The sequence below is a fragment of the Pseudomonadales bacterium genome (assembly GCA_041395665.1).
Classification (GTDB): domain Bacteria; phylum Pseudomonadota; class Gammaproteobacteria; order Pseudomonadales; family UBA7239; genus UBA7239.
This window is the reverse complement of sequence record JAWLAB010000004.1, coordinates 1-19,454: the sequence shown is the minus strand read 5'-3', so window position 1 is coordinate 19,454 and position 19,454 is coordinate 1. Positions and strand designations below refer to the sequence as shown.

The following is a 19,454-nucleotide window of genomic DNA, read 5'->3' as shown; positions in this document are numbered from 1 at the left end:
GCACGGTAAAGCAATTTTCGAGGAAAGCAAATGCGCGGATTTCTCTGGCTACTTCTCGCCATGCCTCTGATTGAGCTGTGGCTCATCATTCGCGTGGGCTCGTCGCTTGGCGGGCTCACCACCATCGCACTATTGATCGGCGCCGGCATCCTCGGTATGAATCTGCTGCGCCTGCAGGGCTTCAACACGCTGAGCAAATTGGATCAACGCCTGCAACGCGGCGAACTGCCCGCCGAAGAAATCTTAGATGGCTTTGCGCTCACGCTGGCCGCCTTCCTGTTCATCATCCCCGGCTTCATCACCGACATCCTCGCCGTCCCCTTGCTCATTCCTCCTGTGCGGCGTTTGTTAGTAAAACGCGCACTCGGCACGCATTTTTATGTACAGCGTTACAGCACTCACGGGAGCGTGCATGAGCAAACAGCGCCTCGTTCACCGCGCGGTTACAGCGGCGACATCATCGAGGGCGAGTTCAGCAATGAGGATGACGCGCGCCTGCGCTGAGGGAAATTTTGCCCGCATCCATTGAAATGCAGCCGTACATCCCCATAAACAAGCCACCTCTTTGAACGAAGAGTAAGTAGAGAAATAACCCTCTGCTAACTATCTGTTTTTATTCACTAAAACTTTACGGAGAGACCCATGAAGATCCGTCCTTTGCACGATCGCGTCGTTATTCGCCGCGAAGAGAAAGAAGAAAAATCTGCCGGCGGCATCGTGCTGGCATCAACTGCGCGTGAAAAACCCAACAAGGGTGAAGTGATCGCTGTCGGCCCAGGCAAGGCACTGGACAACGGCCCAGTGCGCGAACTGCAAGTTAAAGTCGGCGACAAAGTGGTGTTTGCCAGCTACGCCGGCAGCCAAACGCTGAAAGATGGCGATGAAGAGTTCATCATCATGAGCGAAAGCGAAATCCTCGGCGTGCTGGCATAAGTTTGCACACCACTACCCTTCCAAGAATCTGTTAGAGGAAAGACCATGACAGCTAAAGATGTGAAATTCGGCGACAGCGCTCGCCAAAAAATGTTGAAAGGCGTAAATGTACTGGCCGATGCCGTGAAAGTGACACTGGGTCCTAAAGGCCGCAATGTGGTACTCGATAAATCTTTTGGCGCGCCAACCATCACTAAAGATGGCGTATCGGTAGCCAAAGAAATCGAACTGAAAGACAAGTTCGAAAACATGGGTGCACAACTGCTGAAAGAAGTCGCTTCCAAGGCGAATGACGAAGCGGGTGACGGCACCACAACCGCCACTGTACTGGCGCAGGCCATCGTCAACGAAGGCCTGAAGTCTGTTGCTGCCGGCATGAACCCGATGGATCTGAAACGCGGCATCGACAAAGCCGTTGCTGCTGCCGTTGAAGAAATCAAAAAAATGTCTACGCCTTGCGCGGACACCAAAGCCATCGCGCAGGTTGGTACTATCTCTGCGAACAGCGACAACAGCGTGGGTGAAATTATTGCCACCGCGATGGAAAAAGTCGGCAAAGAAGGCGTTATCACCGTTGAAGAAGGCAACGGCTTGGAAAACACACTGGATGTGGTTGAAGGTATGCAGTTCGACCGCGGCTACATCTCACCTTATTTCATCAACAACCAAACCAGCATGAGCGTGGAGTTGGACAACCCGCACATCCTGTTGGTCGACAAAAAAATCTCCAACATCCGTGAAATGCTGCCGGTATTGGAAGCCGTTGCTAAGTCTGGCCGCCCATTGGCCATCATCGCTGAAGATGTAGAAGGCGAAGCGCTGGCGACTTTGGTCGTCAACAACATGCGCGGCATCGTGAAAGTCGCTGCCTGTAAAGCGCCTGGCTTCGGCGACCGCCGCAAAGCCATGCTGGAAGACATCGCCATTCTGTCTGGCGGTACCGTGATCGCTGAAGAAATCGGTTTGGAGCTGGAGAGCGCAACGCTGGCTCACCTCGGCCACGCCAAGCGCATCACCATGGACAAAGAAAACACCACCATCATCGACGGCGCTGGCGATGCCAAAGCCATCGAAGCACGCGTTGCTGCGCTGCGCGTACAGATGGAAGAAACCACTTCTGACTACGACCGCGAAAAACTGCAAGAGCGCGTAGCCAAACTGGCTGGCGGTGTTGCTGTGATCAAAGTCGGCGCTGGCACGGAAGTGGAAATGAAAGAGAAGAAAGCCCGCGTAGAAGACGCGCTGCACGCAACCCGCGCCGCTGTAGAAGAAGGCGTAGTAGCTGGCGGTGGCGTTGCGCTGATCCGCGCTGTGCAAGCGCTGGAAGGTCTGAAAGGCGACAACGAAGACCAAACTATCGGCATCACCTTGGCGCGCCGCGCGATGGAAGCACCTATCCGTCAAATCGTGAGCAACGCGGGTGACGAAGCCTCTGTGGTGGTTGATAAAATCAAACAAAACAAAGGCAACTTCGGCTACAACGCAGCCACTGGCGAATACGGCGATATGTTGGCGATGGGTATTCTCGACCCCGCTAAAGTGACCCGCGCTGCGCTGCAAGCGGCTGGCTCTGTGGCTGGTTTGATGATCACCACCGAAGCGATGGTCACTGATGTAGTAGAAGACAAGCCTGCTGGCGGTATGCCAGACATGGGCGGCATGGGTGGTATGGGCGGCATGGGCATGATGTAAGCCCTGTTCCATCGCTCTACAGAGAAGCCCGCCTCGTGCGGGCTTTTTTGTGCCCTCTTTTTGCTCCTCTTCCTTATTACATTATGGAATCCAATCGGATACCATAAAACCATGAACACAATAGCGCAGCACGCCAACACAGCCGCACACCAACTACAGCTAGCCAGACAGCAAGCAGGCTTGAGTCTGCGTGCGCTGGCCGAGCGGGCAGGCACTTCGCATGCCACGCTACTCGCCTATGAAAAGGGCAAGAAAACGCCTTCGGTATCCACCTTTCTGCGCATTCTGGAAACGGCGGGCTACGCCGTAGATATTCAGTTAAACAAGCGCATCCGTGAGCGCGATGGCATTCCGCGCGGCGAAGAATTGGAAGCCGTGTTGCGCTTGGCAGAGCAGTTCCCAGCCAAAGTTAAACCACAGATGGACTTCCCCATCTGGCCTGCAAAACGAGCCAGCAACTGATGGATCTGGTCGCCCGCATCATCGCACTGCATCAAGCATTACAAACTGCCGAGCTGCGTCATGCCTTCGGCGGCGCGCTGGCGCTGGCGTGGTGTACGGAACGCGCGCGCGGCACGATCGATATCGACATCAATATTTTTATCGCAGCGACAGATTTTGAAGTCGCACTCAACGCACTGCCTTCTGAAATTTCTATCAACAAAAAAGAAAGCGGCATTCTGAAACGCGACGGACAAGTGCGCGTGTGGTGGGATAAAACGCCAGTCGATATTTTTCTCAACACCACCGCGCTGCATGAAGAAATGGCAAATCGTATTCGCTGGGAAACACTGGCTGAATACCGCTTGCCGTTTCTCTCCTGCCAAGATTTAGCGGTATTTAAAGCCTTTTTTAACCGCACCAAGGATTGGGCGGATTTAGAGGAAATGAAGGCAGCTGGCACGCTGGATGTGAAATATGTGGTTTCAACGCTGGTGGAATATCTCGGCGCTGACGACGAGCGTGTGATGAAATTGCGCAAGTTATAAAGTGGATTTCCAGAAACAAAAAAGCCTCGACTAGCGAGGCTTTTTTCTATCTTTCGTGCGAAGTAATCAAGCCATGGCTTTGATCTGCGCGCTCAAACGGCTCTTATGACGAGCAGCTTTATTTTTGTGGATTTGGTCTTTATCAGCAATGCGATCGATCACAGGCACAGCTGCTGTGTAAGCTGCCTTCGCCGCTTCCTTGTTACCGCTTTCAATCGCCAGCACAACTTTTTTGATGTAGGTGCGGAGAGTTGAGCGCAGGCTAGCGTTGTGATCGCGACGCTTGACAGCCTGAAGGGCGCGTTTTTGGGCTTGCTTGGAATTGGCCACTGTTGAACCTCAAAATATTGGGAATTTCAGGACGCGCAAATATGCCGTCTGTGTCGCCCTCTGTCAAGCAAAAACAGCGGGTTTTGCCGTGTATTCGTTGCTTTCATACAGGTGCTTGTGTACAGTGCCTCTCCCTGATTTTCAGGGTTCCCTCCTACGGTGAGATGGCCGAGCGGTTTAAGGCGCACGCCTGGAAAGTGTGTGTACGTTAATAGCGTACCTAGGGTTCAAATCCCTATCTCACCGCCATTTACTTCCCGGGTAACAGCCCGTTTGCTGTCATCTCACTCCTAGCCTGTTTTTTTGCATATTTAACGATTGATCGTTTTCATGGCTTTCATCTTTAGGAAGCGGCACGCGCGACAAATCCAGCTCGCCTTTGAAGGCTTGTTGACTCAGAGCTCCGTTGAGGGATTCGAGCTCGGTTAGGCTTTTCTGGTAGCGAGATTTGAGCGTTTCAATTTTTTCTGCGACTGCTGCATATTCCTCCTGCAGCTCAGGCGGCGGTAGAGGAATTCTCAAGCCTTTAAGCTGAGTAGCTGTCAGTTGAGGAACAGCGGCACCATTGCCAATTTGCTGTAGTAGCCGAGCAATAGTCGAGGAAGTAATGAAAGCATGAAGATAGATTGAGCGTATCAACGCCTTCGGGCGCATGATCATCATTTGGGCGTTGATGAACGCTTGGAGATATTTGTCCGAATCGTAGATGCAACAACTTCCCAAGGTCCCTCTCAATGTAATGAGTACATCACCTACGGTTGCTTTTCCGCGTGACAGGGATTCAAATTTTTCTTGTGTGATGAACACCTTGCTGTCTAGGTTGAGGCGATCTTTGACAATATTCTTGGTACTTAAGAAGAGGATGCCGTCATCGACCAAGTCCGGGCCACTTGGGTAATTGCTTGATCGATCACCATTCTCAAAATATGCAACCTCAATAAGCGTTGGCGTACTCCACCCCTTCTCATTCCTCACCGGGTCGCCAAACATCTCCAAAAACACGCTCTTGAGCAGGTCGTCTAGGTGTTGCAGGTGTTGTTTGCGCTGGGCGATCAGCCCTTCCACTTTGCCGAGCAGATGGGCAATGCGGATTTGGTCGTCGAAATCTGGTGTCCCATCCTTGAAAGGAATTGGGATTTCAATCTCTTTGAGAAATTTAAAATGCCTGCTGTAACCGGCTTCTTTGATTTGGACAGAACGCAAGTAGTAGTAAACGTAGCGAGCATTTGCAAACCTAAAATTTACATATAGGGCTTTAGCGCCATCCGCACCGAGAGCAATTGCCTCATCTACATATTTCAGAACACGCGTATGTGCTCCTTGAACGCAGCTAAAGCCTGCTCGCGCAGGGCAATGCGATCCACGAGGAATAGCACTCGCTCTGCGTGGCCTGCACGCATCAAGGCATCGACCATGGCAATACAGGTACGTGTCTTGCCGGTGCCAGTGGCCATCACCAGCAGGAAGTCGCGCTTTTTTTGTTCGATGCCTTCGAGCACCGAGCGAATGGCGCGGATTTGGTAGTCGCGTCCAGCAATCGATGTGTTGATAAATTCCTGCGTCAGCGGCTTACGATTGCGACGGATATAGGTAAAGCGTTCCAGATCGTCGCGGGTGGGAAAACCGATCACCTTGCGTGGCGGCGCGTTTTCCAAATCCCAGAAATAGAGCTCGTGGCCGTTGGTGTAGAAGCAGAACGGCAGTTCGCCGCCCAGCTGTTTCTGAATGTTGTAGCAGTACTGCTTTGCCTGCTCGCGGCCAATGGCGGCATCGCGGCTGGTCTTTTTGGCTTCGATTACTGCCAACGGTTTGCCGTCTTTACCGAGCAAAACGTAATCGCTGAATTGGTGGCCTTCGTAAGCTGTGCGCGGCTCTGCTACTCCATCGGGCAAAGCGGTAAGAATGTCGAATTCTTCGACCACCTGAGTAGGGTCTTTGACATTCCAACCTGCCAGTGCAAGCTGCTGGTCGATCAGCTCAGAGCGAGTTTGTGCTTCGGATTTCGTCATGTTTCAACTTTGTTTGTTTGATCTTCTTGGCGCAATTTTTTTCAAAAAAAATCTGAACAAACTTAGAAGGTGCAGCCTTGCCATTTGTCATCCTCCCATCTATTTATTGTTGTCAAACCGGCCCCCACAGCGTGCGACTGTTGATTCTCACACAAAACTGCCCCACTTAGGGCGCATTTTTGCGTTGAAAATTAACCCGTACATGTAGTGGTCAAAGGCCTTTCCTGATAATTCCCTGACGGTATACTCTGCGGCTAATTTTTTTCTACAGATCATCAGGTTATGACCAATCAGCCGCTCGGCAAAGTAGGTTTCGTCAGCCTCGGCTGCCCCAAAGCCCTTGTCGATTCCGAACGCATCCTCACGCAACTGAAACTGGAAGGCTATGACATCGTGCCGACTTACGAAGGCGCGGATGTGGTGGTGGTAAACACTTGCGGTTTTATCGACAGCGCGAAGCAAGAATCGCTCGATGCGATTAGTGAGGCGATGGCGGAGAACGGCAAAGTGATTGTCACCGGCTGCATGGGCAACGGCGCAGATGCCGAGCGCATCAAACAGGCGCATCCCAATATTTTGTCGATTTCCGGCGCGGCGCAATACGAGCCGGTGATGGCAGCGGTGCATCAATATGTGCCGCCGCAACAGCAACACAATCCGCACATTGATTTGGTGCCGCCGCAGGGCATCAAACTCACGCCACGACACTATGCGTATTTAAAAATTTCAGAAGGCTGCAATCATCGCTGTGCGTTTTGCATTATTCCTTCCATGCGCGGTGATTTGGTCAGCCGACCGATTGGCGATGTGATGGATGAAGCGGAACGACTCGTGCAAGCGGGCGTGAAAGAATTATTGGTGATTTCGCAAGACACTTCCGCCTACGGTGTGGATGTGAAATACCGTACCGGTTTTTGGCAGGGGCAGCCAATTAAAACGCGCATGTTGGAATTGTGCGAAGCACTAGGCTCGCTCGGTGTGTGGGCGCGGCTGCATTATGTGTATCCGTATCCGCATGTGGATGATGTGATTCCGTTGATGGCGGCGGGAAAAATTTTGCCCTACCTCGATATTCCTTTTCAGCACGCATCGCCCTCGGTGTTGAAAGCGATGAAGCGCCCCGCGCACGGTGAAAAAACTTTAGAGCGCATCAAACAGTGGCGCAGTATTTGTCCTGATATCACACTGCGCTCCACTTTTATTGTCGGCTTCCCTGGTGAAACCGAAGCCGATTTCCAAATGCTGCTCGATTGGTTGGAAGAAGCGCAGTTGGATCGCGTCGGTTGTTTTCAATATTCCCCCGTGGAAGGCGCAGCGGCAAACGCGTTACCTGATCAAGTTTCAGACGACATCAAGCAAGCGCGTTGGGAACGATTCATGGCAACCGCGCAACGCATTTCTGCCGCCAAAATGCAGCAAAAAATCGGCAAGGAAATGGATGTGCTGATTGATGAAGTTGATGAAGACGGCGCGATTGGTCGCAGCAAAGCCGACGCACCAGAAATCGACGGCGCGGTTTATATCAACGATGCCACGCATTTAAAGCCGGGTGAGATTGTACGCGTGCGCATTGACGAAGCGGATGAATACGATCTCTGGGCAAGTTTGATTTAATTTTTTTCTTTTGGATTTTTTATGGCTTATTTAACCGCAGCACAAATCAAAACACTGACAGAATTTCTCGACGCACCTTCGCGCCCAGAAAACACCATGACACTGCCCGAAGTGCGCGGCTTTTTGTGGGGCATCGCCAGCGCACCCGCTGATATCGAAGTAGACGATTGGCTGCCGTATATTTTTGAAGGCGACGACGCCAACTACAAAGATGACGCGGAAGAAGATGCTATTTCTGCGCTGTTTATTGATTTGCTGAACGAGCAATACGAGCGCATCGAAAACGACGAATCCGAATTATCCGACAGCGATTACCGGTGGCATGAAGTAGAAGACGAACGCTGGGCACTCACAGCATGGTGCAGTGGTTTATTGAAAGCACACTACTGGCAAGAAGAGATTTGGAATGAATTGTTAGCAGAAACAGAACCTGTCAAAACTGAAGACGGTATGTTCGATATTGTGGAAGAAGTGGATAGCACGCTCGGCATTGCCGCTCTGTATGCCGACATTCCCGCCGCACTGGAAGACGCAGAAGAATCCGCTGAAGTCTTCATGGCATCCATGGCAGAAATTGCCGAGCAGCTGCCGTGGATCATGATGAATTACGCGGAGTGTGGCTGCCTGTTGTCCGACATGCTCAATGCAGAACCCGAGGAGCCGTATCGTCGTGAACAACCGAAAATCGGCCGCAACGATCCCTGCTTTTGTGGCAGTGGCAAAAAATATAAAAACTGCTGCATTCACGCGGCAAACGACGATTGAGTCATGACGAAAACTGCTTTTGATTTATCGGCGTTTGATTTGCTGCTGTTTGATCTCGACGGCACGCTGGTCGATAGCGCACCCGATATTGCCGCTGCTGTCGATGAAACGCTGCAAGCACGCGGTTGGCCTGTTGCCGGTATAGAGCGCGTGCGCAGTTGGGTGGGCAATGGCTCGCGCAAGTTGATCGAGCGCGCCGTGTTGTTTGCCGCGCAAAGCAGCGATGCCGATTTACTGCACGCCGTACACGATGAATTTTTGGTTCAGTACGCACAACACAACGGCCCAGAAACGCGTGTGTTTGATGGTGCGCGAGAATTTCTTGCGCACTGCCAAAATCTCAACAAAAAAATGGCTTGCGTGACTAACAAACCAGCGCATCTCGCCAACGCCTTGTTAGATCATCTCGATATGAAAAAATATTTTTCTATCGTGATCGGCGGCGATACTTTTCCACAACGCAAACCAGACCCAATCGCTCTACTGCATTGCTGTGAAAAATTACACACACCCATCGAACGCACGCTGATGATTGGCGATTCCGAAACCGATGTAAAAAGTGCGCGCAACGCTGGCATGAAAGTGCTGTGTGTTTCGTATGGCTACAACCACGGCGGCTCGGTGAGCGCAGAGAATCCAGACTGGTTGGCTGATGACCTCAGAGTCGTAAGATAACGGTGCGCCATCTCAAGGCACGCACGCACCGTCTTGACGCGTGCGCCGTTCCTCCGCGCTGCATATATCCCCTGTACTGCATATAAAAAGCAATCAACCTGTTGATTATTAAGTAAAAATCATTATTGGCATGCTTATTGATTGAGATAACGAAGAACAGACCATCGTTCTAATTTCTCAACTTGGAGTGTGTTTTTATGAAGATTCGTCGTGCTGTAGAAAGTGCAGTAAAAATTGCCACCGCAAGCTCGTTATTGCTGGCTGGCTCACAAACCATGGCGCTGGAATTAGGCTTAGGCTTTGAGGGCAGCGCCAACCTCGGCCTCACCAGCGACTACATGTGGCGTGGTATCAGCCAAACACGCAACGGTGTTGCGGTGCAAGGCGGTTTGGATCTCACACACTCTTCTGGTTTCTACTTGGGCACTTGGCTGTCCAATGTCGATTTTAAGTTGGCACCCAAAGCACACACCGAGCAAGACATCTACGCGGGTTACGGCTTTACCGCTGGAGATTTCACTTTCGATCTCAAATACACAAAATATATTTACGACAACGCCAACGCGTTAGATTTCAGCGAAACACATGCACAAGTGAGTTATGCAACCGACAGTATTGGCACTTTCGCGATTGGCGCAGATTACTCCAACAACACGCCAGTTATTAACACAGACAGCGCCTTCCACTACTACGGTACTTATAGCTACTCATTGCCTGCAGAAGTTGGTTTGACAGCGACAGTCGGTCAGTACGATTACAAAGATGCTGGCTGGGTTGGCGGCACAGATTCCAAATACTCCTACTACAACATCGGCGTCACCAAAGAGCTCTTTGGTGTGAATGTTGGCTTGGCTTACACCGATACCAACATCGACGAAAACAACTGCAAAGTTTTTGCCGGCGGTGATGATTACTGCGGCGGCACTTTAGTGTTGTCTGCTTCGAAAACTTTCAAATAAAAGGAGCGATGCGATGAAATTAGTCACAGCCATTATTAAACCTTTCAAGCTTGATGATGTACGCGAATCGCTGTCAGACATCGGCGTACAAGGCGTTACCGTTAGCGAAGTCAAAGGCTTTGGCCGACAAAAAGGCCACACCGAACTGTATCGCGGCGCGGAATATGTCGTGGATTTTTTGCCCAAAGTAAAACTAGAAATTGCTATTGCTGATGAGCTGGTTGACGCAGTGATTGAAGCGGTTTCTAAAGCAGCGAACACAGGAAAAATCGGTGACGGCAAAATTTTTGTCACCGCGCTTGAGCAGGTGACCCGTATCCGCACGGGCGAAACGGGCAACGCTGCCGTTTAACACTCATCCCACACTATTTTTTATTTCGGAGAACGACCGTGAAAAAATTACTGATGACTTTGGGGATTACCAGTGCTGCGCTGGCACTACCTGCTTGGGCACAAGATGCCGCACCTACGCTGGACAGTGGCGACACGGCTTGGATGCTAACCTCGACGCTGCTCGTCATTATGATGAGCATTCCTGGGCTTGCTTTGTTTTACGGCGGCTTGGCGCGTGCAAAAAATATGCTGTCTGTGTTGATGCAAGTTTTTGTTATCTTCTCGCTGATTACTGTGCTCTGGGCGATTTACGGCTACAGCTTGACGTTTGAAGGTGGCAATGCCTACTTCGGCTCCGCTGCAAAGTTGTTCTTAAGCGGAGTCACGCCTGATTCTCTATCCGGCACAATTCCTGAGTATGTCTTTGTTGGCTTCCAATCTGCGTTCGCTGCTATCACTGTGGCGCTGATCGTCGGCTCATTTGCTGAACGCATCAAGTTCTCTGCTGTGCTGATATTTGCAGTCATTTGGTTCACCTTCTGCTATATCCCCATTGCTCATATGGTATGGGGTGCGGAAGGTTTGCTCTTCAAAGATGGCGCTCTAGACTTTGCTGGCGGCACGGTCATCCATATCAATGCAGGTGTTGCCGGTCTTGTCGGTGCCTACATGGTGGGCAAGCGTCGCGGTTTCGGCAAAGTAGCCATGCCCCCACACTCGCTGACTCTAACGATGGTGGGAGCATCACTTCTGTGGGTAGGCTGGTTCGGTTTTAACGCCGGCTCCGCACTCGCTGCAGGTGGTACCGCTGCACTCGCCTTCGTCAACACTATCTTTGCCACTGGTGCTGCGGTGCTGTCGTGGATTGGCGTTGAAGCCGTCTTTAAGCGCAAAGCCTCCATGTTGGGCGGCGCGTCGGGCGCAGTAGCAGGCCTGGTAGCTATCACACCAGCCTGTGGTTTTGTCGGTCCTATGGGCGCAATTGTGTTGGGCTTGCTGGCAGGTGCGATTTGCTTCTGGGGTGTAACCGGCTTAAAGAAACTGCTAGGTGCTGATGATGCCTTTGATGTATTCGGTGTTCACGGCGTTGGCGGCATCTTGGGCGCATTACTCACAGCAGTATTTGCTGCTTCCAGCCTAGGCGGCGTTAAAGCTGACGACTACTCCATCGCAGCCCAGTTAGTTATACAAGCCAAAGGCGTGCTAATTACTATCGTACTGAGCGCAGTGGTTGCCGCCATCGCTTACAAAATTGCAGATGCGCTGGTGGGTTTACGCGTGACAGAAGAAGATGAACAACAAGGCCTTGATCTTTCTTCACACGGAGAACGCGCCTACGATAACTAATAAATTCTGAACATTTATCAATATAAAAAGGCACCTTTCGAGGTGCCTTTTTTAATGGATGACTTTTTCTAACTCCGCTTCAACCGCCCATTTTGGCGTACAGCTCTGGATCAATTTTCAAAAAAATGGCTTCGCCTTCTGCGTACACAGTGCCCTCACTGTCTTGCATCACACACTGCATAAATACTTTGCGTCGTTCTTCGCCAGTCATTTTTACGCAATAAGTTAATTCGCGATTGAGCGGCACAGGCAAACGATAAATCGTTTTCAAAGTGCCGGTCATTGCTGGCACACTCAAGCCGCTGTGCGCGATGCCAATACCAAAGGCTTCATCCATATACGCAGCCACATAACCGCCATGCACCAATCCTGGCGGGCCTTCAAACGCCGCACCAAAAGTGACTACCGCACTCAAGCCTTCAGCTGTTTTGAAATATTTTGCTGGCGCTGCAAGTGCATTGCAGTTACCGCTGATAGGGCGATAAGACAGCGAATTTTCCGCACCGTAATCGTAGTTGCTGCCCGATTCGCTCTCACCGGATTCCGTTGTGCCGAAAGGTCGCGTACGCAACGGCGTTTCCATCCTTTCCACATCATCAGCCAAAATTTCCAAGGCAGATGCCAAACGCCCAACAAATTCTTCTGGCAGTTGTTTTTGTACCAATGCGTGATTAATTTTTCGCAGTGCTGTTGCAACGCGATCAGAATCGCCATCAATCATAGCGTTAATAGGTAGTGCATTGACTGTCATAAAACCTCCTTTTACTCCAAGGGTCCGCAGGCTAATCCGTTGATTTTTTTATCCTCCAAAACAGCCGCAGCGCGCTCATGCAGTATTTTTGACTCAGGGGCATATTGTGTTTGATACGCCGTTTGCTGTGCATGCCAAGCTTGTACTGCCTGTTCGATATTATCGGGTTTCAACTGCACACCAAAACCTTTTTCTGCATTCGGTGCTGCAAACATCACATCCAGCATTTTCTGTCCTAGCGCTTGCGTAAAATGTGACGCATCCAAATACCATTGCATCGCCACACCTACCTGCTGCGGCACAGCTTCTCGCGCATAAATGTGATAGCCGCTGAAATCCCACAGCGAAACACCCTCCATATCCGCACCATACACAGCAACAATTTCCGCCAGTAATTTTCTTTTTAATTCATCCGAGTAAGGATCCAAACCTGCCGCCTGCATTGCTTCCAACAAGCGCACATGCACAGGGGGAATAAAAAAAGTTACCACGACATTATTGTTTTTTGCCATCTCCAGCATGTCGCGAAAAACTGCCATTTTGTTGATTGCACCTCGTCGCGCAAAAGCAAAACGGTTATCTGTACAAATACTCCAACCAGTACGCACCATACGGTCTTCAAATTGATGGAAGCGCACTTCGTAACCATCATCAACGGCTTGACGCTGCTCCTTTTCAGCATTGGTCGTGCCATCGATCATGATTTTGTCTTTGCTCTTATCCTGTTTGCGCAAAGTATTCACGCTCGCCAATACCACGCCTGGGCTGAACAACAACAGCAGCGCGGTATCGCGCTCACGCACAAAGCGCCCGCGCGTTGTTTCATCAAGTTTTGCCACCGGATACGGATAATCACCAGAAGGCATCCACGCATTAAACATAAATGGATCGAGATCAATCAGCACATTTTTTACTTTACTGGTTGCCAGCGCATGTTCAAACAAATCTCGAATTTGCAATAAATCTGCGCCTTGAATACCTGCATTAAAACCAGCGCCGTATTGCGCCCACGCGGTATTTTTTATTGGAATCCCCATCAACATACGCGACGAACCAATACCTAAACGCTCGTATTGACCACGCTCAATTTGCGAAGGTTTTGCCAGCCGTGCATACGGTATGTATGCGCTCTTAACGCTGTTAAATCCCTCTTTACGCACAATGCGATACACATCCAAGGGATCCACCACCGCATTCAACGACACCACCAATGCCAGCAGCATCAGCAGCGCCACAAAAATAACTGTTACATAAGCACCGTGTCGCATAAATCAAAACCGGAAATAAAGAAATTCACTGACTTTATTCATGCTCATCAGCGACACCAACAACAAACCCGCCACCAACAACCCCCAGCGCACGCTAGCACTCCACTGAATGCGCGATGGATACTCGCGCACCAGTTCACTGCCCGACACAACCGTGTGCTGTGCAGCAAACATCTGCGCCACATTTGGCATCAACCAAATAATGCCGTACGCCAATAACAGATGATGTAAAACATCTTTATCCACAAAACGAATTGCATAAGGTGAATACTGCACGGGCAATCCCAATTTTGTTAGCCAGTAGAAGAAACTCTGTTCTCCTGGCGCAATAAAGACACCATGCAAGCCGACAAGGCCTTTCAACATAACCCATGCAGCCGACATATCATCTGCACGGAAGAACACCATAGAAACAACAATGCTCAAAAAAGTAATGACATAAGCAATAGGCTTCATAAAGACGCCGAAACGCGGGCAGTTTTTATATCCATCCACCAAGGCATTCCAGCCATGACAAATCATCAAGTAGGCACCATGCAGCGCACCCCAAAACACAAAAGTCCACGCAGCGCCGTGCCACAAACCACCGATCAACATGGTTAAGAATAAATTGCGGTAGCGATTGAATTTTCCTCGGCGATTACCGCCCAAAGTAAAATACAAATAGTCGCGCAAAAAACTACTGAGCGTGATGTGCCAGCGCTGCCAGAACTCAATGAAATTGCGTGATTTATATGGCGAAAAGAAATTCAACGGCAGGCGCACGCCAAACAATAACGCCAAGCCGATCGCCATATCGGAATAGCCAGAAAAATCAAAATACAGCTGTGCCGTGTAGGCCAATAAACCGCCCCACGCTTCAAAAAAACTCACCGACAAACCCTGTGCAGCCGCATTAAAGACTGGCGCAACAGGTGCCGATACATTGTCAGCGATCCCTGTTTTCTTAAATAAACCGAAAGCAAAAATGGACAAGCCCACCGCAAGATGGCGGAAAGTTAGGCCGTTAGTTCGCACACGCAAAAACTCTGGCATCAACTGGCGATAATGCACGATAGGCCCCGCAATCAACTGCGGAAAGAAAGTCACGAATAAACAATAGTGCAGGAAACTGTAGTGCTCAATTTTTCGATGATAGCTATCGATCAAAAACGCAATTTTTTGGAAAGTAAAAAAGGAAATGCCAAGAGGCAAAATAATATGCAGCAAGTGGTAGTTGGTATCAGCCACGCCATTGATGGTGCTGATAAAAAAATCCATGTATTTGAAGTAGCCCAGCACCACTAAATTAAAAGTCACACCCACAATCATCAGTAAACGCGGTGCAAATTTTCTTTGGTGTATTCCCAAACCCAAACCGTAGTTGACCAACATCAGTGCGCCAATCAACAACAAATAAATGGGATTCCACCAGCCGTAGTAAAACAGCGAGCAGCCCGTCAGCCACGCCATTGCCCATTCCAAGCCACGGGTGCGTTGCAGCATCCAATAGCCGAGAACCGTGACAGGCAAAAAAGCGAGGACAAAAATGTAGGAGCTGAATATCATGGAATAACGAGTACGGATGATGAGCAACGGCGTGCGATTATCCGTGGATTACCTCGCAATGACCACCGCCGACTAGGAGATCGCCATGGCCTACACCGCCCCCCTCGACCACATGCGCTACTTGTTGAACGATGTTTTTAACGCACAGGAACATTGGGCGCAGATGCCAGCCTTTGCACAAATAGACAGCAGCACGGTCGATGCCATTCTCAGCGAGGGCGCAAAGCTGTGCAGCGAAGTGATTGCGCCACTCAATCGCAGCGGCGATGAAGAAGGCGCGCAGTTGATTGATGGCGTTGTGCGTACACCGAGTGGCTTCCCCGCAGCTTACCGCCAACTCGCCGAAGGCGGCTGGGTGGGATTAACGGGCGACCCCGCTTACGGCGGTCAAGGTTTGCCAAAAATGCTCACCGTGCTGTTTGAAGAAATGCTGTTCAGCGCCAACAGCGCTTTCATGCTGTATCCCGCGCTCACCAGCGGCGCGGCGCTCGCCATCCACGCCCACGCTAGTGAAGCTCTGAAGCAAACTTGGCTGCCCAAGTTATACAGCGGCGAATGGACAGGCGCGATGTGCATGACAGAACCGCACGCTGGCTCTGATCTTGGCATCATGACCACACGCGCAGAACCACAAACAGACAATAGCTACAAAATTACTGGCACAAAAATTTTTATCACCGGCGGCGATCACGATCTCACTGAAAATATCGTACATTTGGTGTTGGCAAAATTGCCAGATGCACCTAAAGGCGCGAAGGGTATTTCGCTGTTTTTAGTGCCAAAATTTTTGTTGGATGCTGATGAAAAAATTGCGCAGCGCAATGCCGTCACTGCCAGCGCGTTGGAACACAAAATGGGCATCAAAGCATCCTCCACTTGTGTGATGAATTTTGATGGTGCAACGGGATGGCTCGTCGGTGAACCGCATCAAGGGCTAGCGGCGATGTTCACCATGATGAACTACGAACGGCTGTCGATTGGCTTGCAAGGTATCGGCTGCGGCGAAATGTCTTATCAGAATGCTGTGCGCTACGCGAAAGAGCGCTTGCAAGGTCGTGCTGCACACGGCGCGGTGAATCCGCAAGCAGCCGCTGATCCGATTATTCATCACGCCGATGTGCGCCGTATGTTGCTCACGCAACGCGCGTACACCAGCGCAGGGCGCGCACTCGCTGTTTACATCGGCCTGCAATTGGATCAAGCTAAATATCATCCCGATAAAACTATTGCCGAAAGCGCAGCACAACGCGTTGCGCTACTCACGCCCGTCGCCAAAGCGTTTTTTACTGACAAAGGTTTTGAAGCCTGCGTACTCGGCCAGCAAGTGTTCGGCGGCCACGGCTATATTCGTGACAACGAGCAAGAACAACTGGTACGCGATGTGCGCATTGCACAAATTTATGAAGGCACCAACGGTATTCAGGCGCTTGATTTACTCAAACGCAAAGCGTTACCAAATAACGGCAAAGCCATGCGTGATTTTATTTTAGAAATGGAACAAGACACCCTAAACACACCACCGATTTTTGCCACCGAAGAAGACGCGGTATTAGAAGCCTGTTCAACGCTGCGTGAATTAACACTGTGGTTAGTTAAACAAGACAAACGCGATGCCGATTTGTGCAGCAGCGCCGCGTGTGATTATTTACATATCGTTGGTCACACGATTTATGCGTGGCTGTGGTTAAAAATGATTTCTGCCAACCCATCAGATCCGGACCGCCGCGTGGTGGGGCGTTTTTATTTCAGTCGATTGCTGCCCAACATCCGCGCACTGGATGCAGCGGTGCGCAGCGGTCCCGATGCCATCATGGATTTGCCCGTGGATAAATTTTGACGAGCGTAGATTTTTTTATGCAAGGTGTGTGGCGATATCACCGCGCAAAGCGCGCAATTGCTGTCGCCACACCGCAACCATTGGCGCGTCATCTGCCAAGTTCAACGCGTCTCGCACCGCTAAAACAAACGCCTCAAGAAACGCATCGTACATCGCGATATTAACACCCCAGCCATCGTGATCACTGACCATGGTTTGCACCATGATGGCGCTGTACGATTTTCCTTCCAAACGATCAACAACTGTCTGTATCAATTCATTGACCATCTTGCCCTGCACCGCTTGCGCTTCGCGCGTGGCAAATAAAGGCTGCGCTTGTGGGCAAAGCGTAAAAAAACGCTCGTAAACCCATGGCACTAAATCAATCTCTGCCAGTGCCAACTGTTCTAAACTTTGTTCGATGTCGTGCAAATCATTCATTTTTCCCAACCGTTTGTGTGTTTAGTAGTAGGATAAGCGTAGCAGATGTAGCAGCAGGAGTAGCCCATCATGCTCAGCACACAAGGTAATCTCGCCAATAACCCCAGCCCTTGCTCTTTTATTATTTTTGGCGCGACCGGCAATCTCGCTTCAGAGAAGTTATTCCCAGCACTCTACGCACTGGCGGCAGCAAAACGCCTGTCACCTGCGCTGCGTTTTGTCGCCGTCGCTAGGCGCAACTGGTCGCAGCAAGAGTGGCAGCAATATTTTCTCAAAACGCTGCAAACGCACCTTAAAAAAATACCTTGTGATCAGGTCGTTGCGCAAAGTCTCGCTGATCGTTTTGATTATGTCGCTGGCGATTACACGCAAGCGGAAGCCTACACCGCACTAAAAACTTGTCTTGCTGCACCACGCGCATTACCTGAAGGCAGCGCGTGTGAAAACTTGGTTTTTTATTTGGCGATACGCCCGATGGATTACCTCACTGTTGCCAATCACTTGCACGATGCAGGCTTTGCAGGTGGTGCACTCAAACATCGCATCGTGATTGAAAAACCGTTTGGTGAAGATTTGGATAGCGCACAAACACTCAATCAACATTTGCATCAATATTTTGATGAGAACCAGATATTCCGCATTGACCATTACCTCGGCAAAGAAACCGTGCAAAATATGTTGGTGTTTCGTTTTGCCAACACCATGATCGAGCCAATTTGGAATCGCAATTACATCGACCATGTGCAAATTACCGTTGCCGAGCAATACGGCGTAGAGAATCGCGCAGGCTATTTTGATAACACCGGCACACTGCGCGATATGTTGCAAAACCATTTGCTGCAACTGCTTACCGTCACCGCGATGGAACCGCCCGCAACACTCAACGCCGATGCACTGCGCGATGAAAAAGTAAAAGTGCTGCGCTCTATTCGCCCGATACCACGACAATCCGTGCAATCAGTGGCATTTCGCGCGCAATATGGCGCAGGAAAAATCAACGGAGAAACTGTACTTGCGTATCGCGATGAGCCGGATATCGCGCCGCACTCCACCACAGAAACCTTTGTGGCCGCCAAGTTTTATATCGATAACTGGCGTTGGAAAGGCGTACCGTTTTATTTACGCACCGGCAAACGCTTGAAAGAAAAAACTTCTTCCATTGCGATTCGTTTCAAACAACCACCGCAACAATTATTTCGCGAAACGGCATTGGAATGGATAGAGCCAAATTGGATTATTTTGTCTTTGTATCCTGACGAATGTATGCGCATGGAAATTCACGCCAAACAACCAGGACTAGAAATGATTACACGCACAGCTGAGTTGCAAGCGCCGTATCGTCAACCGAACGAACCTGCATTAGAAGCGTACGAAACACTTTTACTGGATGTGATTCTGAACGACCGCAGTTTATTTATTCGTTTTGATGAGGTGGAAATGGCGTGGCGCGTGGTTGATCCGATTTTGCGACAGTGGGCTGCGACACAAGAGTTTATTCACACTTACCCTGCGGGCAGCTGGGGGCCGGAAGAATCTAGTCGATTGTTTGATAGCGAAGATCAGCGGTGGCGCAATGACTAACACGGCTAGCGTGCGCTGGCATCCACAACCCGATGAAGCCAGCTTAAACGCTTTCATTGCACAGCAAATTGCGGCACTGGCTACTCAGTGCATCGTGCAAAAAAAAGCTTTTCATATTGTGCTGGCTGGCGGTAACACACCAAAAAATATTTATCGCTTACTGTGCGATATAAAAACCGATTGGTCGTGCTGGCATATTTATTTTGGTGATGAACGCTGCGTACCGATGGATAGCACTGAGCGCAACGACAACATGGCGAGCGAAGCGTGGCTATCGCATGTAGCGATTCCTAAAGCGCAAATCCACCGTATGCGTGTTGGAGAACTGTCTGCTAGCGATGCCGCCGCGCAATACACAAAAACATTGCACGAAGTAGGCACATTTGATTTGGTGCTACTCGGT

The 19,454-nt window shown here is 50.3% G+C and carries 21 protein-coding genes and 1 tRNA gene; 15 read left to right on the top strand and 7 right to left on the bottom strand.

Annotated elements, in window-relative coordinates:
- Nucleotides 1–30 precede the first annotated feature (30 nt).
- From R3E63_06750 to R3E63_06730, 5 genes are all read left to right on the top strand, one after another.
- Complete coding sequence (locus tag R3E63_06750) at nucleotides 31–504, top strand: FxsA family protein (GenBank protein MEZ5539637.1); 474 nt, start codon at nucleotides 31–33, stop codon at nucleotides 502–504.
- Nucleotides 505–642: 138 nt separating this feature from the next.
- Nucleotides 643–933, top strand: a complete 291-nt coding sequence (locus tag R3E63_06745) for a co-chaperone GroES (GenBank protein ID MEZ5539636.1) — start codon at nucleotides 643–645, stop codon at nucleotides 931–933.
- Nucleotides 934–978: 45 nt separating this feature from the next.
- Nucleotides 979–2,625 carry a chaperonin GroEL gene (gene groL / locus R3E63_06740; GenBank protein ID MEZ5539635.1) on the top strand — a complete coding sequence of 549 codons (1,647 nt, stop codon included), beginning with the start codon at nucleotides 979–981 and terminating at the stop codon, nucleotides 2,623–2,625.
- Between the two features lie 111 nt (nucleotides 2,626–2,736).
- The gene (locus R3E63_06735; GenBank protein ID MEZ5539634.1) at nucleotides 2,737–3,087 is read left to right on the top strand and encodes a helix-turn-helix transcriptional regulator; all 351 of its coding nucleotides are present in this window, start codon (nucleotides 2,737–2,739) and stop codon (nucleotides 3,085–3,087) included.
- Nucleotides 3,087–3,614, top strand: coding sequence for a hypothetical protein (locus R3E63_06730; GenBank protein MEZ5539633.1), 528 nt, complete (start codon nucleotides 3,087–3,089; stop codon nucleotides 3,612–3,614). Before R3E63_06735 ends, R3E63_06730 begins: the two co-directional genes overlap by 1 nt.
- A 66-nt stretch (nucleotides 3,615–3,680) precedes the next feature.
- Here R3E63_06730 and rpsT read toward each other — a convergent pair whose 3' ends face one another.
- Entirely contained in the window at nucleotides 3,681–3,944 is a 264-nt protein-coding gene (rpsT, locus tag R3E63_06725) for a 30S ribosomal protein S20 (protein ID MEZ5539632.1), read from the bottom strand.
- A 158-nt stretch (nucleotides 3,945–4,102) separates the two neighbouring features.
- Here rpsT and R3E63_06720 point away from each other — a divergent pair.
- Nucleotides 4,103–4,193 (top strand) — tRNA-Ser (locus R3E63_06720).
- 30 nt (nucleotides 4,194–4,223) lie between these two features.
- On the opposite strand, the gene R3E63_06715 is transcribed toward R3E63_06720, so the two are convergent.
- Entirely contained in the window at nucleotides 4,224–5,147 is a 924-nt protein-coding gene (locus tag R3E63_06715; protein MEZ5539631.1) for a restriction endonuclease subunit S, read from the bottom strand.
- A 95-nt stretch (nucleotides 5,148–5,242) separates the two neighbouring features.
- Complete coding sequence (locus tag R3E63_06710) at nucleotides 5,243–5,953, bottom strand: DEAD/DEAH box helicase family protein (GenBank protein ID MEZ5539630.1); 711 nt, start codon at nucleotides 5,951–5,953, stop codon at nucleotides 5,243–5,245.
- Nucleotides 5,954–6,235: 282 nt separating this feature from the next.
- Here R3E63_06710 and rimO point away from each other — a divergent pair, with 282 nt between their 5' ends.
- The 6 genes from rimO to amt all read left to right on the top strand — a co-directional run bounded on the left by rimO (nucleotide 6,236) and on the right by amt (nucleotide 11,646).
- On the top strand, nucleotides 6,236–7,567 hold the full coding sequence (gene rimO / locus R3E63_06705; protein ID MEZ5539629.1) for a 30S ribosomal protein S12 methylthiotransferase RimO: 1,332 nt from the start codon (nucleotides 6,236–6,238) through the stop codon (nucleotides 7,565–7,567).
- Nucleotides 7,568–7,588: 21 nt separating this feature from the next.
- Complete coding sequence (locus R3E63_06700) at nucleotides 7,589–8,332, top strand: UPF0149 family protein (protein ID MEZ5539628.1); 744 nt, start codon at nucleotides 7,589–7,591, stop codon at nucleotides 8,330–8,332.
- A 3-nt stretch (nucleotides 8,333–8,335) separates the two neighbouring features.
- Nucleotides 8,336–9,007: a phosphoglycolate phosphatase gene (locus tag R3E63_06695; protein ID MEZ5539627.1), complete on the top strand. Its 672-nt coding sequence runs from the start codon at nucleotides 8,336–8,338 to the stop codon at nucleotides 9,005–9,007.
- Between the two features lie 197 nt (nucleotides 9,008–9,204).
- Entirely contained in the window at nucleotides 9,205–9,966 is a 762-nt protein-coding gene (locus tag R3E63_06690; protein ID MEZ5539626.1) for a TorF family putative porin, read from the top strand.
- 13 nt (nucleotides 9,967–9,979) lie between these two features.
- Nucleotides 9,980–10,318, top strand: a complete 339-nt coding sequence (gene glnK / locus R3E63_06685; GenBank protein ID MEZ5539625.1) for a P-II family nitrogen regulator — start codon at nucleotides 9,980–9,982, stop codon at nucleotides 10,316–10,318.
- Between the two features lie 53 nt (nucleotides 10,319–10,371).
- Nucleotides 10,372–11,646, top strand: a complete 1,275-nt coding sequence (amt, locus tag R3E63_06680; protein MEZ5539624.1) for an ammonium transporter — start codon at nucleotides 10,372–10,374, stop codon at nucleotides 11,644–11,646.
- A gap of 79 nt (nucleotides 11,647–11,725) precedes the next feature.
- On the opposite strand, the gene R3E63_06675 is transcribed toward amt, so the two are convergent.
- From R3E63_06675 to R3E63_06665, 3 genes are read right to left on the bottom strand one after another with little or no spacing between them, the layout of a single operon-like run.
- Nucleotides 11,726–12,397, bottom strand: a complete 672-nt coding sequence (locus R3E63_06675) for a PaaI family thioesterase (protein MEZ5539623.1) — start codon at nucleotides 12,395–12,397, stop codon at nucleotides 11,726–11,728.
- An 11-nt stretch (nucleotides 12,398–12,408) separates the two neighbouring features.
- Nucleotides 12,409–13,665: a hypothetical protein gene (locus R3E63_06670; protein ID MEZ5539622.1), complete on the bottom strand. Its 1,257-nt coding sequence runs from the start codon at nucleotides 13,663–13,665 to the stop codon at nucleotides 12,409–12,411.
- 3 nt (nucleotides 13,666–13,668) lie between these two features.
- Entirely contained in the window at nucleotides 13,669–15,150 is a 1,482-nt protein-coding gene (locus R3E63_06665; GenBank protein MEZ5539621.1) for an MBOAT family O-acyltransferase, read from the bottom strand.
- A gap of 148 nt (nucleotides 15,151–15,298) precedes the next feature.
- Between R3E63_06665 and R3E63_06660 the strand changes: the two genes are divergently transcribed.
- On the top strand, nucleotides 15,299–17,050 hold the full coding sequence (locus tag R3E63_06660; GenBank protein MEZ5539620.1) for an acyl-CoA dehydrogenase family protein: 1,752 nt from the start codon (nucleotides 15,299–15,301) through the stop codon (nucleotides 17,048–17,050).
- A 15-nt stretch (nucleotides 17,051–17,065) separates the two neighbouring features.
- Here the strand turns inward: R3E63_06660 and R3E63_06655 are convergent, their stop codons facing one another.
- Nucleotides 17,066–17,470, bottom strand: a complete 405-nt coding sequence (locus R3E63_06655) for a globin (GenBank protein MEZ5539619.1) — start codon at nucleotides 17,468–17,470, stop codon at nucleotides 17,066–17,068.
- Nucleotides 17,471–17,539: 69 nt separating this feature from the next.
- On the opposite strand from R3E63_06655, the gene zwf reads away from it, so the two are divergent.
- Together zwf and R3E63_06645 are read left to right on the top strand one after the other, a co-directional pair.
- The gene (zwf, locus tag R3E63_06650) at nucleotides 17,540–19,051 is read left to right on the top strand and encodes a glucose-6-phosphate dehydrogenase (GenBank protein MEZ5539618.1); all 1,512 of its coding nucleotides are present in this window, start codon (nucleotides 17,540–17,542) and stop codon (nucleotides 19,049–19,051) included.
- Nucleotides 19,044–19,454 (top strand): 6-phosphogluconolactonase (locus R3E63_06645; protein MEZ5539617.1); only part of this gene is annotated, 411 nt, incomplete at its 3' end. The genes zwf and R3E63_06645, both read left to right, overlap by 8 nt.